At 65.4% G+C, this 15,116-nt stretch carries 12 protein-coding genes and 1 riboswitch; of the genes, 2 read left to right on the forward strand and 10 right to left on the reverse strand.

The features are described from left to right. Window positions 1-216: 216 nt before the first annotated feature. The 3 genes from ilvD to EWU68_RS11525 form a co-directional block, all read right to left on the reverse strand. Complete coding sequence (ilvD, locus tag EWU68_RS11515; protein WP_129316277.1) at window positions 217-2,058, reverse strand: dihydroxy-acid dehydratase; 1,842 nt, start codon at window positions 2,056-2,058, stop codon at window positions 217-219. A 162-nt stretch (window positions 2,059-2,220) separates the two neighbouring features. Further along, window positions 2,221-3,240: a nucleoside hydrolase gene (locus EWU68_RS11520; protein WP_129316278.1), complete on the reverse strand. Its 1,020-nt coding sequence runs from the start codon at window positions 3,238-3,240 to the stop codon at window positions 2,221-2,223. A gap of 30 nt (window positions 3,241-3,270) precedes the next feature. Beyond that, window positions 3,271-4,863, reverse strand: a complete 1,593-nt coding sequence (locus EWU68_RS11525) for an amino acid permease (RefSeq protein WP_129316279.1) — start codon at window positions 4,861-4,863, stop codon at window positions 3,271-3,273. 293 nt (window positions 4,864-5,156) lie between these two features. Further along, window positions 5,157-5,247: riboswitch (SAM riboswitch) on the forward strand. A 6-nt stretch (window positions 5,248-5,253) separates the two neighbouring features. Here EWU68_RS11525 and EWU68_RS11530 point away from each other — a divergent pair. Continuing rightward, window positions 5,254-6,447, forward strand: a complete 1,194-nt coding sequence (locus EWU68_RS11530) for a cobalamin-independent methionine synthase II family protein (RefSeq protein WP_129316280.1) — start codon at window positions 5,254-5,256, stop codon at window positions 6,445-6,447. A 221-nt stretch (window positions 6,448-6,668) separates the two neighbouring features. Beyond that, complete coding sequence (locus EWU68_RS11535; protein ID WP_129316281.1) at window positions 6,669-7,151, forward strand: PTS sugar transporter subunit IIA; 483 nt, start codon at window positions 6,669-6,671, stop codon at window positions 7,149-7,151. Window positions 7,152-7,962: 811 nt separating this feature from the next. On the opposite strand, the gene purU is transcribed toward EWU68_RS11535, so the two are convergent. The 7 genes from purU to EWU68_RS11570 all read right to left on the reverse strand — a co-directional run bounded on the left by purU (window position 7,963) and on the right by EWU68_RS11570 (window position 15,047). Further along, entirely contained in the window at window positions 7,963-8,835 is an 873-nt protein-coding gene (gene purU, locus EWU68_RS11540; RefSeq protein WP_129316282.1) for a formyltetrahydrofolate deformylase, read from the reverse strand. Window positions 8,836-8,937: 102 nt separating this feature from the next. After that, window positions 8,938-10,125, reverse strand: coding sequence for an acetyl-CoA C-acetyltransferase (locus tag EWU68_RS11545; protein ID WP_129316283.1), 1,188 nt, complete (start codon window positions 10,123-10,125; stop codon window positions 8,938-8,940). A gap of 87 nt (window positions 10,126-10,212) precedes the next feature. After that, a complete protein-coding gene (locus EWU68_RS11550; protein WP_129316284.1) occupies window positions 10,213-11,193 on the reverse strand; it encodes a magnesium and cobalt transport protein CorA in 981 nt (326 codons plus the stop codon). Between the two features lie 45 nt (window positions 11,194-11,238). Next, on the reverse strand, window positions 11,239-12,531 hold the full coding sequence (locus tag EWU68_RS11555) for an adenylosuccinate synthase (RefSeq protein ID WP_129316285.1): 1,293 nt from the start codon (window positions 12,529-12,531) through the stop codon (window positions 11,239-11,241). Window positions 12,532-12,739: 208 nt separating this feature from the next. Next, window positions 12,740-13,210 (reverse strand): DUF4870 domain-containing protein, encoded by a 471-nt coding sequence (locus tag EWU68_RS11560; RefSeq protein ID WP_129316286.1) that lies wholly within the window; start codon window positions 13,208-13,210, stop codon window positions 12,740-12,742. Window positions 13,211-13,419: 209 nt separating this feature from the next. After that, the gene (gene ald, locus EWU68_RS11565) at window positions 13,420-14,511 is read right to left on the reverse strand and encodes an alanine dehydrogenase (RefSeq protein WP_129316287.1); all 1,092 of its coding nucleotides are present in this window, start codon (window positions 14,509-14,511) and stop codon (window positions 13,420-13,422) included. A gap of 116 nt (window positions 14,512-14,627) precedes the next feature. After that, complete coding sequence (locus EWU68_RS11570; RefSeq protein ID WP_129316288.1) at window positions 14,628-15,047, reverse strand: DUF3151 domain-containing protein; 420 nt, start codon at window positions 15,045-15,047, stop codon at window positions 14,628-14,630. Between the last annotated feature and the right edge of the window lie 69 nt (window positions 15,048-15,116).

Here is a 15,116-nt window from a genome sequence, read left to right on the forward strand (position 1 = left end):
CGTTGCTTGGAATGTGAACCTTACACGGTCCGCGAAATATCGCTCCACAGCCTACCGCGATGCTCGGACACGTGTAACCCAAAACACAACATATGTTGTCTTGGAAGAAACCCCATCATAGGTCCACCGACCCACCCGCGCGAGGTGGCAATCATGTGCGGTTTTGAGCCCGATACCCGCACAAAACTGCCGCCTCGGCGCGCGAGAGGGAACGGTTTATTCCGGAACGATGCGGACGGCGCCCTTGTCGGCGCTCGTCACCATCGAGGCGTAGGCACGCAACGCGGTGGACACCTGACGCTCGCGCGGCTTGGTCGGCTTCCAGGGCAACGGACCGCGTGCCTCCCGCCGACGGGCCAGCTCCTCGTCGGACACGTGGACCTGGAGGAGCCGGTTGGCGACGTCGATCTCGATTTCGTCTCCGTGCTCGATCAGCCCCACGGCGCCGCCCGACGCGGCCTCCGGCGAGATGTGACCGATCGAGATGCCCGAGGTGCCTCCCGAGAAGCGTCCGTCCGTGATGAGGGCGCACTCCTTCCCGAGGCCCAGGCCCTTGAGGTACGAGGTCGGGTACAGCATTTCCTGCATGCCCGGACCACCCTTGGGACCCTCGTACTGGATCACGACGATGTCGCCCGGCTCCACGTGCTTGGACAGGATCTCGAACACGGCTTCGTCCTGCGACTCGACCACGAACGCCTTGCCACGGAAGTGGAACAGGCTCTCGTCGATGCCGGCGGTCTTGATGACGGCGCCGTCCTCCGCGATATTGCCGAAGAGGATGGCCAGGCCGCCGTCCTTGGTGTACGCGTGTTCGACCGAGTGGATGCACCCGAACTCGGGATCGGTGTCGTGCTCCTCGAACTTGTTGGCCGTCGAGAAGGCCTGGGTCGTGCGGACGCCGCCTGGCGCCGCCAGGAACAGCTCCCGGGCCCGTTCGGTGGCCGTGTCGCGGCGGATGTCCCACTCGTTGAGCCAGTCGTCCACGGACTCCGCGTGCACGGTGCGCACACCCTCGTGGCGGAACAGGCCGGCACGGTCCAGTTCGCCCAGGATCGCCGGGATTCCCCCGGCCTTGTGCACGTGCTCGATGTGGAACTGCGTCGAATTCGGCGCGACCTTGGCCAGACACGGGACGTGGCGAGAGAGCTCGTCGATGTCCTTGAGCGTGAAGTCGACCTCGGCCTCCTGGGCGGCCGCGAGAATGTGCAGCACGGTGTTGGTGGAACCGCCCATGGCGATGTCCAGGGCCATCGCGTTGGTGAAGGCGTTCTTCGAGGCGACGTTGCGCGGGAGAACGGATTCGTCGTCCTCCTGGTAGTACTTCTTGGCCAGATCGACGACGGTCCGTCCCGCGTTCAGGAACAGGTCCTTGCGGGCGATCTGCGTGGCCAACGTGGTTCCGTTGCCGGGCAGTGACAGGCCCAGGGCCTCGGTCAGGCAGTTCATCGAGTTCGCGGTGAACATCCCGGAACAGGAACCGCACGTCGGGCAGGCGTTCTCCTCGATCATGCCGAGCTGGTCATCCGTCACGGACTCGTCCACGGCGTAGGCCATCGCGTCCACCAGGTCGATCCGGTGTTCGATGACGCCCTCGACCGCGTTGCCCGACTCCATCGGGCCGCCCGACACGAAGACCACGGGAATGTTCAGGCGCATCGCGGCCATGAGCATGCCCGGCGTGATCTTGTCGCAGTTGGAGATGCACACCAGGGCGTCGGCGCGGTGGGCATTGACCATGTACTCGACCGAGTCGGCAATGATGTCTCGGGACGGGAGGGAATAGAGCATTCCGTCGTGCCCCATGGCGATCCCGTCGTCCACGGCAATCGTATTGAATTCCTTGGCGACGCCGCCGGCCTCCTCGACCGCGCTGGCAACGAGCGCCCCCATGTTCTTGAGGTGAACGTGCCCGGGCACGAACTGGGTGAAGGAGTTGGCGATCGCGACGATCGGTTTCCCGAAGTCTTCCTTCTTCATTCCCGTCGCACGCCAGAGCGCGCGGGCTCCGGCCATGTTGCGCCCGTGCGTGGATGTTCTGGAACGCAGTTCAGGCATGTGTCCTCCTTCGGCCTCTGATGCTCATTCCAGACTACTCCCGCACTTTCGGCTGCCACCTGCCGAGACGTCATGTCTTGAATGATGGAACGCGGCCCGCCCTCGGCGAGCCGGCGTTCTCCGCGCCGGAAGCGAACCATCGTCCCGCGCGTTCGGGACCGACTATCCGGCGTCCACGGCCTCCAGGCGGCGCACCAGATCGACGACGGAGGACCGAAGCCGTGAGATCCCCTGTTCCGGATCGTTCTCCGTCACCAACCGGGCCGACGGCCTGCGCCCCCAGAGGTTCCGGGGATCGGCGATCGTGGTTCCGTGCGCGGGCCCCTCATCCGCAACGACCTCCACGGTTGTGGTCACGGCGTCGTACTCGGCATCCCCGATGGCTGCCGCAGAGGCAAAGAAGTCGTGGATATGGGCCATGTATCCGTAACCGTGCTGCTCGTGGAACTCGAAATAGAAACGAAGCGCGTCATCGAGCACCGTCAGCAGACGCGCACCCCGCCCGTCGGGGTCGAGGGGACGATCCGCCGCGGCGTCGATCGCCCACGCCGCCGCGTCATCGGGCTGGAGCTCGTAGCGTTCGGTCGTCTCGAGCCCGCAGACGAGCGGCAACTTTTCCTCGGGCAGCCCCTCATACGCCTCATAGGCCGCGAAAACCTCCCGCGCGGCCAGAGGGTCCGTGTGGATGTTCCATTCGGCCAGAGGCGTCGTGTTGCCGGGATGGAAGAAAGCGCCGCCCATGATCGTGACCGAGTGCAGCAGCTCCGGGAGCCTCGGCTCGATGCGCAGGGCGAGAGCAAAGTTCGTGAGCGGTGCCGTGCAGATCGCGTCGAGTTGGTCCGGATTCTCGCGGGCCAGCTCGACCCACACCTCCGGCGAGAAACCTTCCGCGATCCCCACGCCGGAGTCGACTCGCGCGTACCCGATGCCCTGCGGACCGTGGGTCTCCGGGGTCGTGACCAGTTCCTTGCCGAGCGGACGGGATGCCCCGAGACATACCGGGACGTTGTTGCGCCCGCACAGGCTCAGCAGTCCCAGGTTGTTCCTGGCGACGTCGTCGGCGGGAACGTTTCCGGGAGTGCACGAGACGGCCTCGAAGACGACCTCCGGCTGGGCAGCCAAGTACACGAGCGCGAGCGCATCGTCGATGCCGGTGTCATTGTCCAGAAGAATGCGGGGCATAACCCCAGCATAGGGGCCTACCCTTCCGGATCACCCCTTGTCGGAGCCGTCTTCAGGATCCTGGCTCTCGTCCTCGGCATGGATGATCGTCGTGCTTCCGTGACCGCGGCGCCCCTCGTGATGGGTGCGCTGGGCCGCGGGACGGTCCGCAACCACGGGGTAGAGACCCGTGACGCCCTCACGCTCGGCCGCCAGTTCCCTGACCCGGCGTCGGACCACGAACCAGCCGATGATCAGGGCCGGAATGATGATGACCATGGTCGACAACGTGTACGTGCCCACCGGGTAGTCGAAGCCGATCAGCACGATCACACCCGCCAGGAAGACCAGAGTGATCCAGTTCGTCACCGGAGCCCACGGCGCCCTGTACTTGGGCCGCCGGTACTTTCCCTGCTTGGTCAAGGAAACGAACTTCATGTGGGCCATGGTGATCGCGACCCAGCCGGCGATGATGCCGAGGGAGGCGATGTTGAGCACGATCTCGAAGGCGGACTCGGGCACGAAGTAGTTCAGCACGACGCCGAGGAGGGCCACCCCTGCGGTCAGCAGGATCCCGCCGTACGGAACGCCGGACTTGGTGAGCCGCTGGGCGAACCGCGGCGCGGAACCCGCCATGGACATCGAGTGAAGTATGCGCCCCGTGGAATACAGCCCGGCGTTCAGGGACGAGAGGGCCGCGGTGATGACCACGAGTTCCATGATCGGCCCGGCCGCTCCGACGTTGATCGAGGAGAAGAACGTGACGAACGGGGACTCGTCCTCGCTGAAGGCCGTGTAGGGCAGCAGAAGGGTGAGCAGGAAGATCGCGCCGACGTAGAAGATCGCGATGCGCAGGATGACCGTGTTGATCGCCTTGGGAATGACCTTGGCGGCGTCGCGGGTCTCGCCGGAGGTGGTGCCGACCAATTCGATCGAGGCATAGGCGAAGACCACGCCCTGCATGATGATCAGTGCCGGCATCAGACCGTTCGGGAACAGGCCACCGTTTTCGGTAATCAGGCCGATGCCTCGAGGGGATCCCGTGGGTGTTCCGAAGATGACGAAAGCGATCGCGAGCACCAGGAAGACCACCAGGGCGGCGACCTTGATGAGGGCGAACCAGAATTCCATCTCCCCGAAGACCTTCACGGAGATGAGGTTCAGGGCCACGACCAGAACAATGACCAACAGCGCCACGAGCCACTGAGGTATGGCATCGACGAAGGCGCTGTACTGACCGAACCAGTGCACGTAGATCGCGATGGCCGTGGAGTCCACGATGGCCGTTGTCGCCCAGTTGAGCCAGTACATCCATCCCGAGACGTACGCAGCTTTCTCGCCGTAGAACTCGCGGGTGTAGGAGACGAACGACCCGGAGGACGGACGGTGAACCACCAGTTCGCCCAGCTGTCGGAGGATCAGATAGGCGATGATCCCGCACAGCGCATAGTCGAGAAACAAGGAGGGGCCGGCAGAAGCCAGGCGGCCACCTGCTCCCAGGAACAACCCGGTACCGATCGCCCCACCGATGGCGATCATCTGGAGCTGGCGCGGGCCGAGACCCTGCTTCATCCCGGTCTGTTCCTGCTCATACGCCATTTCTTCGGGATATTTTGCGGTGTGCCGCTGACTCGTGTCGGTCATGGATTCCTCTGCATGTCTCGACGCCGCCGGCCGACTGTTCGCCTGTGCGATGGGCAAGCCAGAGGAAAATGCGGCGTCTGTAGTTTTTACGAGAATCGTCGTCGGACCACCCCGGTGTGGCCCTGGCTACTTGTATTGGTGATGTGCGTCCAAAAGACGCCATCGACACGATAACCCCCGATGGTCACAATCGTGTAACAGGATCTGGTCGAGAAATACCGTGTCACACGCCGCGACGGGCCGGAACCCGCTGGATTCCGGAGGAAGAACCGAGAAAACTGGGCCGGGCACACAGACCATCCCGAGCGGCCGAGAGACTTGGCTCGACGACGCCGCAGCAACCCGCGCTCCCGAAGCAGGTGCTACCGCCAAGACCGATGGAGGAACAACATGCTGAACAGCGCCGACCGCATCCGCACGACCCACGTGGGCTCGCTCCCCCGCACCGACGAACTGATTCGGGCCAACGCCCGGCGCGCCCGCGGTGAGATCTCCGAGCCGGATTTCCAGGCAGTCCTGACCGAGTCGGTCGGCGACGTCGTGGAAAAGCAGGTCGAGTGGGGCATCGACGTCGTCAACGACGGCGAGTACGGTCACGCGATGGCGAGCGACGTCGACTACGGCGCGTGGTGGCACTATTCCTTCGCCAGGACCGGTGGCCTCGAAACCGTGGACAACACGTCCTTCCAGGAGATCCTCAAGACGCCGGGCAACGGTCGGTACAACAGCTTCGCGGTGCGCCGGGACTGGAACCGCTTCGCCGATTTCTACGAATCCATCAACCTGGGCAACGACCCGGACGGCGAATTCCCGATCGCGACGGGACCGCTGACTTACCAAGGGCAGGACGCTGTCGCAGCGGACATCAACAACCTGCGCACCGCGGTGGAGAAGAATGAGGCGTCGGAGGCGTTCATCGCGTCCCTGTCGCCAGGGTCGGCGTCGCGCATCGGCAATCACCACTACGCGACCGACGAAGAGTTCATCTATGCCTGGGCAGATGTGCTCCATGAGGAATACAAGGCCATCACCGACGCCGGATTCATCGTGCAATTGGACGACCCCTCCATCGCGGAAGCCTGGGACCAGCTGACGCCCGAGCCCACGATCGAGGAGTACCTGCGGTTCAACCAGCTCGCGATCGAGGCCGCGAACTATGCCTTGCGCGGCATTCCCGAGGAGCAGGTCCGCTTCCACCTCTGCTGGGGATCGTGGCACGGCCCCCACACCACGGACATCGAGATCAAACACCTCATCGACTCGCTCTTCACGATCAACGCCGGAGCGTACGTCTTCGAGGCGGCGAACGTCCGCCACGCGCACGAGTGGAAGGACTGGGAGGGAGTGAGCCTCCCCGACGGCAAGCTGGTGATCCCCGGCGTCGTCTCTCACTCGACCAACGTGGTCGAGCATCCCGAGCTCGTGGCCCAGCGGATCGAGCAATACGCCTCCGTCCTGGGCAAGGAGAACGTGATCGCCGGGACCGACTGTGGTCTGGGCGGTCGGCTCCATCCCCAGGTCGCCGAGGCCAAGCTCAAGTCCCTGACCGAGGGCGCGAGGATCGCCACCGAGCGCCTGTACTGACTCTGCGGGTGCGGGTGCCGGGTCGGGGCGCGAGCCGCGGGTGGGCCGCGGTCGGGGTGCGAGGTGCGGGCGCTGGTCGGGGTGCGAGCCGCGGGTAGGCCGCGGGCGCACCCCGCGCTCGGGAATTGGCAAAAGGTGCATGCCCTCACGACCGGATGCGTCTAGGGTGGATTTCAAACTGTCGTCCCTGACGATTTCCGAATCCCCCAAGGAGTCATCTCATGGCCGCTGAACAGACAAACGAATCGAACCTTCTCGCCCCGCTCGCCGGGGAAGTCATCCGCATTGACCACGTCCCCGACCCGGTCTTCGCCCAGAAGATGATGGGCGAGGGTTTCGGAATCCAGGAACCCTCATCGGGCGAGATCGTCGCACCCGTATCGGGCGAGGTCACGGTGACCACCAGCAGCAAACACGCCCTCGGCATCAGGACCGATGACGGCCTGGAGGTCCTGCTTCACCTGGGCATCGACACCGTCGAACTCAAGGGCGAGCCTTTCGACCTCGAATCCGCCAAACACGACCGCGTCACCGCGGGCCAGCACCTTGGGTCGATGGACATCGACGCCGTCCGCGACGCGGGCAAGGACCCCACGACGATCGTGGTCGTCACCAACTCTGCCGACCGTCTGGACTCCTTGGCGGTCCAGGGCGGCCGGTGCGACGCCGGCGACGTCGCCGCCGCCGCGACGCTGCGAGGCTGAGACGGTAGCCAGGTTGCGTCGACAGCGGAACTGAATCGGCGCGTTGGTGGAGTTGGCCGGCGTCGAGGTGGCAATTTCGTGCACGACCACCGCGCGAGGTGGCAGCCACGTGCACTTTTCACCCCAAAATCTGCACGCGGTTGCCACCTCGCGCCGGGACAGGGGGCGAAACTGCACCGGATTGCCACCTCGAACGGATGCGCGACGCCGTCGCGTCCCCGGGTGCCCGCTGGGCGGCGCTGTTGGGAGGCGCTTACCCGATAGAGCAGCGTTTACCCGCACTATCGCGGCCCTGTGCGCCCGCCGCGCGGCTCTGTCGGGAGGTGCTTACCCGATAGAGCGGGGTTTACCGACCGCATCGCTGTCTCCGGCACCCTCCCCGCAGCCCTGTCAGGTGGCGCTTACCCGATAGAGGGGGGTTTACCCGCAATATCGCGGCCTTGTGCGTCCTCCGCGCGGCTCTGTTGGGAGGTGCTTACCCGATAGATTGGCGTTTTCCGTCGCTAGGTGGGGGTTCAACCGCCTCCCAATGGCGGTTGTCGCCACCGAATCGGGTAACGGCCACGCAGCGCACATCGTCACGGACCCGTCAGCCGCCGGCCACGCACGCACATCGTGGCGGGTCCTTCAGCCGCCGGCCGCGCAACGCACATCGTGGCGGGTCCTTCAGCCACCGGCCACGCAACGCACATCGTCCCGGGCCCGTCAGCCACCAGCCACGCAGCGCACATCGTCCCGGGCCCGTCAGCCACCAGCCACCAGCCACCCGCAGGAACCACGCGGTGCCACGGCGCCCGCGCCCACGACGCCGTCAGAAGACGATCGCGTGGTTCCCGTGCCAGAAGACCCTGTCCTCCGCGTGAGCCTGGACCGCGCGTGACAGGGTCGCCCTCTCGACGTAAGCTCCGTGTTTTTGCAAGTCGGCCGGGGAAAAGGTGTGGTCCACCCGGGTGACGTCCTGCTCGATGATCGGGCCCGCATCAAGTTCGGGGGTGACGTAGTGCGCCGTCGCTCCGATGAGTTTCACGCCGCGCTCCCACGCCATCCGGTACGGCCCGGCCCCCACGAAGGCCGGAAGGAACGAGTGGTGGATATTGATGATCGGCACGTCGATCCGACGCAAAAAGTTTTCGGAAAGTATCTGCATGTAGCGAGCCAGGACCATGAAATCGGCCTTTCCCCTGACCAGCTCCATGATCCGCGCCTCTGCCTCCGACTTGTCGGCGCCCTGCGAGGGAACGTGGTGGAACGGGATGCCGAAGTATTCCACTTCTTCGCGCAGATCCGGGTGGTTGGAGATGACCATCGGTATTTCCACGGGCAACTCGCCCCGTTGCTGGCGCCACAGCAGGTCGAGCAGGCAGTGGTCGGACTTCGGAGCAAGGACGATCATGCGTTTCGGCGTCGAACGGTCGATCAACCGCCAGTCGAGCCCCACGGAAAGCAAAGTGTCCTGCAGGTCCGCCTCGATGTCGGGGATCGACGCGGTGAAGTTCTCCTTGTGGAAGACGGTGCGCTGGTAGAAGATCGGCTCATCGTCGATGCTCGTGAACTGGTCGCTCTGCAGAATATTGCCCCCGTTCCGAGCGATCGCGCCGGCGACGGCGCTCACGATCCCGGGGCGGTCAGGGCCCTTGACGACGAGGCATCCCTGGTCGGCAAAGCGTTCGATGCGAGGGGTCATGGATTCTCCGTCATTCTTCGGGTCGGGAACGTTCAAGAGCGGCGGACGCGCAAGCGCCCGGGTCGGCACGCCGTGCTGACCCGGGCACCTGGATTCAGGTTTTCAGCGGAACAGCAGCAGGGCCTCGCCCTGGCCGCCACCGCCGCACAGGGACACGGCCGCCTTGCCGCTGCCCCTGCGGTTGAGTTCGTAGGCCCCGTGCAAGGCCAAGCGCGCGCCGGACGCGCCGATCGGATGGCCCAGAGCGATGGCTCCGCCGTGGATGTTGATTTTTTCCTGGTCGATACCGAGGTCACGGCCCGACTGGAGCGACACCGCCGCAAAGGCCTCGTTGATTTCCCACAGGTCGAGGTTCTCGGGCGTCCACCCCTCCTTGTCCAGGGCCGCCTTCGTCGCCTGCGACGGTTGGGAATGCAATGCGGTGTCCGGGCCTGCCGTCTGGCCGGCCGCGCCGACCTCCGCGAGCCATTCGAGCCCGTGGTCCTCCGCATACTGTTTGGAGGCAAGCACCAGGGCCGCCGCGCCGTCCGACAAGGGTGAGGAGTTCCCTGCCGTAATCGTCCCGTCCTGCGCGAAGGCGGGCCGCAATCCCCCGAGCGTCTCAGCGGTCGAGTCCGCGCGAATCCCCTGGTCCGTGTCCACGACCACGGGGTCGCCTTTTCGCTGGGGGATGCTCAACGGCGCGATTTCCTCGGCCAGCACGCCGGACGACGTCGCCGCCCCGGCCCGCTGGTGCGAAGCCGCCGCTATCTGGTCCTGTTCCTCACGGCCGATGCCCCGGGCGACGTTGTCCTCTTCCGTCATCGCGCCCATGGACCGCCCGTCCTGGGCGTCGGTGAGCCCGTCCCGAGCGACCGCGTCGACCAGGCGGAGATCACCGTAAGAGGTGCCGGCGCGGAGCCCCGGGGCAATATGCGGAGCCGTGGACATGGACTCCTGCCCTCCGGCGACGACCACATCGGCTTCGCCCAGCCGGATGAGGCGGGCCGCCTCGGTGACCGCCGCGAGTCCGGAGAGGCAGACCTTGTTGAGGGTCATCGCCGGCACGTTGCGGGAGATTCCCGCACCGAGGGCGGAGGACTTGGCCGGGTTCTGTCCGCACCCCGCCTGGACGACGTGCCCCATGAAAACCTGCTCGACGGCCTCGGCGGCCACTCCCGACCGTTCGAGGGCCGCGGCGATCGCGTGAGAGCCCAGGTCGACGGCAGTCAGAGATGCCAACTGTCCCATGATCTTGCCCTGAGGAGTGCGGGCACCGCCCACGATGACGACGTCGTTGAGCTCGGGCATCGAAGATCTCCTTCGGTCGGAGGGGTGCGGTTCTCCCCCACATGGTACGCCAGCGAAGAGTTCGGGACCCCACCGGGTCATCCCCCGTTACATCCAGTTCTTCTTCTTGAAGAGGACGTAGAGAATCCCGCTGATGACCACCATGAGACCCAGGGCGAACGGATACCCGAGGGCCCATCCCAGTTCGGGCATCTCCTCGAAGTTCATCCCGTAGATGCCCGCAATGATCGTGGGGACCACGAGGATGGCGGCCCAGCTCGAGAGCCTCTTCATCGCGTCGTTCTGGCGCTGACCCACCAGGGTCGAATCGACCGTGAGCGCGTTCTGCAGGGCCGAACGGAGGCTGTCCAGGTGCTCGATGGCTCGCAGCACGTGGTCCTTCACGTCGCGGAAATGCGGGTGCAGCTGTTGCGGGGTCCCGTACTTGTCCGCCCCGCGCATCAGCAGGTCGAGAAGGTAACTCAACGGCCTGGTGGCCCTCTGGAATTTGACCACCTCGTTGAACAGCTCGTAGATGCGTTGCGAGGTGTTGCCCCCGGCGAAGAGGTTCTCCTCGATCTCGTCCAGGTCCTCTTCCAGGTCCATGAGGACGGGATCGTACCCATCGACGACGCCGTCGAGCAGGAAGTACAACAGGGTCTGCGGGTTGTGCGGTTCGAGGGCAGTTCGTTTGAAGGCGCGACGCAACTGCCTCATGACCAGCTCGGAGGCCCCGCCCTTCGGAACCGTGACCACGAAGTAGTTCGGGCCGATGAACGCGTGGACCTCTGCGATGACCAGTTTCTCCGATCCGTCCTTGTAGGAGATCGGGTGTGCCGCGAGGAACAAGGCCTGACCGTAACGCTCCAGCTTGGGGCGCTGGTGACCGTGAGAAGCATCCTCGACCGCAAGAGGATGCAGGTCGAAGGCCTTGGTCAGGCCCTGCAGCTCTTCCTCGGAGGCGTCCTCCACCACGAGACACGCGGTCGATTCCGGCGACGCACGGAGTGCTTCCACGGTCGACTCGGCCGAGTCCTGGTCATGAACGCGTTCCTCGCGATCAATCAACGCATGAAGCACGTACGCCATGATGAGCCAGCCTGTTCCTCGGTATGATCCGCCGGGGACCGACGCCTAGTGGTCATCAATGAGGTCCCGGACCACGATGGTGTTCTCGCGTCCCGGCCCCACCCCGATGGCGGAAATCCGGCACCCCGAGAGCTCTTCGAGCTTCTCGACGTATTTGCGTGCGTTGTCCGGAAGGTCGTCCAGGGATTGCGCCTGGGAGATGTCTTCCGTCCAGCCGTCGAAGTACTCGTAAATCGGCTTCGCGTGGTGGAACTCGGTCTGGGTCATGGGGATTTCGTCGTGGCGCACGCCGTCGACGTCGTAGGCCACGCACACCGGAATGCGGTCCAGCCCCGTCAGAACGTCCATCTTGGTCAGGAACAGATCGGTGAAACCGTTGATGCGCACGGCCTGGCGGGCCAGGACGGCGTCGTACCAGCCGCAGCGACGCGGACGTCCGGTGTTGACCCCGAACTCCCCACCGGTGTTCTGCAGGAACTCTCCCCACTCGTCGAAGAGCTCGGTGGGGAACGGGCCCGCACCGACTCGCGTGGTGTACGCCTTCTGGATACCGATCACGCGCGAGATCCGGGTGGGTCCCACGCCGGATCCGACGGACGCACCGCCCGCCGTGGGATTGGAGGAGGTCACGAACGGGTAGGTGCCGTGGTCGACGTCGAGGAAGGTCGCCTGGCCGCCCTCCATGAGCAGGGTCTTGCCCTCGTCCAGAGCGTTGTTGAGCAACAGCGTGGAGTCCACGATCATCGGCCGGAGGCGCTCGGCGAAGGACACGAAGTAATCGACGATCTCTTCCACCTCAACGTGGTGGCGGTTGTAGACCTTGACCAGCAGCTCGTTCTTCTGGCGCAAGGAACCCTCGACCTTCTGGCGAAGAATCGATTCGTCCATGATGTCCTGGACACGAATACCCAGGCGACCGATCTTGTCCATGTACGCCGGGCCGATGCCGCGTCCGGTGGTGCCGATGGCCCGCTTCCCCAGGAAGCGCTCGGTGACCTTGTCCATGGTCTGGTGGAACGGCGCGACCAGGTGGGCATTGGCGGAGATGCGCAGCTTCGAGGTGTCCGCGCCGCGAGCTTCGAGCCCGTCGATCTCCTCGAAGAGCGCTTCGGGATTCACGACGACGCCGTTGCCGATGACCGGGGTCGCCTCCGGGCTGAGAATACCCGCAGGCAGAAGCTTGAGCTCGAACTTCTCCCCGCCGACGACGACGGTGTGGCCAGCGTTGTTGCCGCCATTCGGCTTGACCACGTAGTCGACGCGGCCGCCGAGGAGATCGGTCGCTTTGCCCTTGCCCTCGTCGCCCCATTGGGCGCCGACGATTACGATTGCTGGCATGTGGAACATCCATTCCTGTTGACAGGTCACCGACCGGGTTTCACGGCGGCGAGAGGCCCGCGCGACCTGCCGGCCTCGCAAAGCCAGAGTCCAGGATACCCGTTGCGCGCGACGTCGGCTCGAGGTGTGGAAAAGAGCCTGCGTATGTTTTCGAAGGGCCGCCCCACCCCGGGAACCACCCGGCCCCACGGATCCGGGAACCTGCGGTTCAGCTCAGGACCGAGATCTTCATCGGGTAGGGGTAGACCTCTCCCCTGTTCGCCTTGACGGCCCCGATGATGTGGCAGACGATCGCGATGATATTGACGACCGCCCACACGGGCAGCGCGATGACGATGCCGACGCCGAAAGTCACGATCACCAGGATCCAGGCCGCGATGTTGACAATCCACACCAGGAGATTGAAGTTGAAGGCCTGCGCCGAGGAGTACCGGACGAACGCGTACCCGGGCTTGTCCTTGTATATCAGCCAGAAAATCAACGGACCCAGGATGCTCAACCAGCCCGCGGTGAACAGAAGGATCACCAGCGTAGAGAGGTGCGCCAGCACGGCCATCGTGCGGGCATCGGACGGGATGCGGTTGCCGTAGGCGTCGAAGTCCCGGCCGGAGCCCGGGGAGGACTGTGAGTGCCCCTCCGGACCCGGTGCGGGAGGAGGCTGAGGTGTATGGCTGTTCATGGCGAACCCTCTCTCTTGGGTGACGAGCGGATACGTCTACCGTAGACGTTTGCCACAGCTCGCGGGACCCCGCACGGCGCGCTGCACGGTGCCGAGATCACCGTGGAAGCCGTGTTTGACGTCGTAGTATCCGGCTTGGCCCAGCATCACGATGCCCCCGGGCCCCGGCCAGGGCGCAGAATGCCCCCTGGCCTCGGGTCCGGCAGGGCCTAGACGCGCGCCGGCAGGTCCGGGAAGGCGTCGGCCACGCCTTGGAATGTAATCTCCCCTTGCTCGGTATTCAGGCCGGCCGCGAGGATCCGATCCTCCCGGAGGGCCTCGTCGATGCCCTGTCCGAGCCGGAGGACGAACGGCAAGGTCGCGTTCGTCAGCGACGCCGTACCCGTCCGGGGAACCGCTCCCGGCATGTTGGCGACGCAGTAGTGTCGAATCCCGTCCACCTCGAAGACCGGGTCCTCGTACGTGGTCGGGTGAGAGGTCTCGAAGCAGCCACCCTGGTCGATGGCGACGTCGATGAGCAGCGAGCCAGGCGCGAGAAGGTCGAGGTGCTCCCGGCGCACCAGTTTGGGCGCGGCGGCCCCCGGGACCAGGACGGATCCGATCACGACGTCGGCCCCTTCGAGCTCCCGCTCGATGTTGCGCGGATTGCTGGCCAGGACCCTGGCGGAGTTGCCGAAGTAGTCGGTCAGTTCCCGCACGCGCGGCAGGTACGCGTCCAGGATCGTCACCTCGGCCCTCAGCCCCACGGCAAGAAGCGCCGCCTGTGTCCCGACCGTCCCGCCGCCCAGAACCACGACGCGGGCCGGGGCCACCCCCGGGGTTCCGCCCAACAGAATGCCTGGTCCGCCCTCGGTGTGAAGGCTGTACTGTGCCGCGGCCTGCGCCGCGAGACGGCCGGCGATTTCCGACATCGGCGTGAGCAACGGCAGCGCCCGACCGTCCCGGACGGTTTCGTAGGCGATGGACCGCGTTCGGTTCTCGAGCAGCGCCTGGGTCAGGTCCCGGTCCGCAGCGAGATGCAGGTAGGTGAAGAGCGTCAGGTCCTCTCGGAGGAAACCGTATTCCGGTTCGATGGGCTCCTTGACCTTGACCAGGAGCTCGGCCGTGTCCCATACCTCGGCCTGGGTCCCCAGTCGAGCACCCGCGGCCACGTATTCCGCGTTGTCGAAACCCGAGCCGACGCCCGCGCCGTCCTGCACGAAGACCTCGTGTCCGGCTTCGACGACGGCGTGCACGCCGTCGGGGGTCATCCCGACACGGCGTTCACTGGGCTTGATCTCGGTAGGCACGCCAATACGCATATTCAGTCGTTCCTTTCGGTCGATCCGGCCGGCGACGTCGTTGTCACCGCCCACCGCCAATTATGGCCCGTCCGCGAGGAACATTCACCCGTTCTCGCCCGCCGTTCCGGGCGGTTTCAGGACGAGAGCTGACCGGCGGCCTCGGGATCCGAGTCGTTCAGGAACGATGAGATGCGCTGGGCTTCATCGGTCTCGCCGATGGCCGACGCCGCCCTCCCCAACAGGTACAGCGACCGGAGGAATCCACGGTTCGGCTCGTGGGAGAACGGGATCGGCCCGTGCCCCTTCCAGCCGTGGCCACGCAGAGCGTCCAGCCCGCGGTGGTATCCGACGCGAGCATAGGCATATCCCTCGACCACATACCCGGAGTCCAACGCATCCTGGGCCAGCAACGCCCAGGCCAGGGAGGACTTCGGGAAGGCGCGAGCGAGATCCTCGCCTTCGTCACCGGCCTCGATGCGGGCCAGCAGCTCGGGCTCCTCGTCCAAGTACGTGGGCTCAGGACCGTCGAGAAGGTTCTTTCCGGCAAGGGACATGATGGATCCTTTCGTCAGAAGGTGGTCTGGTGCCCACTGTACCGGCGTCGGACAGGCTGCGTTGGGGGG

This window comes from Rothia koreensis (assembly GCF_004136575.1).
GTDB classification, from domain to species: domain Bacteria; phylum Actinomycetota; class Actinomycetes; order Actinomycetales; family Micrococcaceae; genus Rothia; species Rothia koreensis.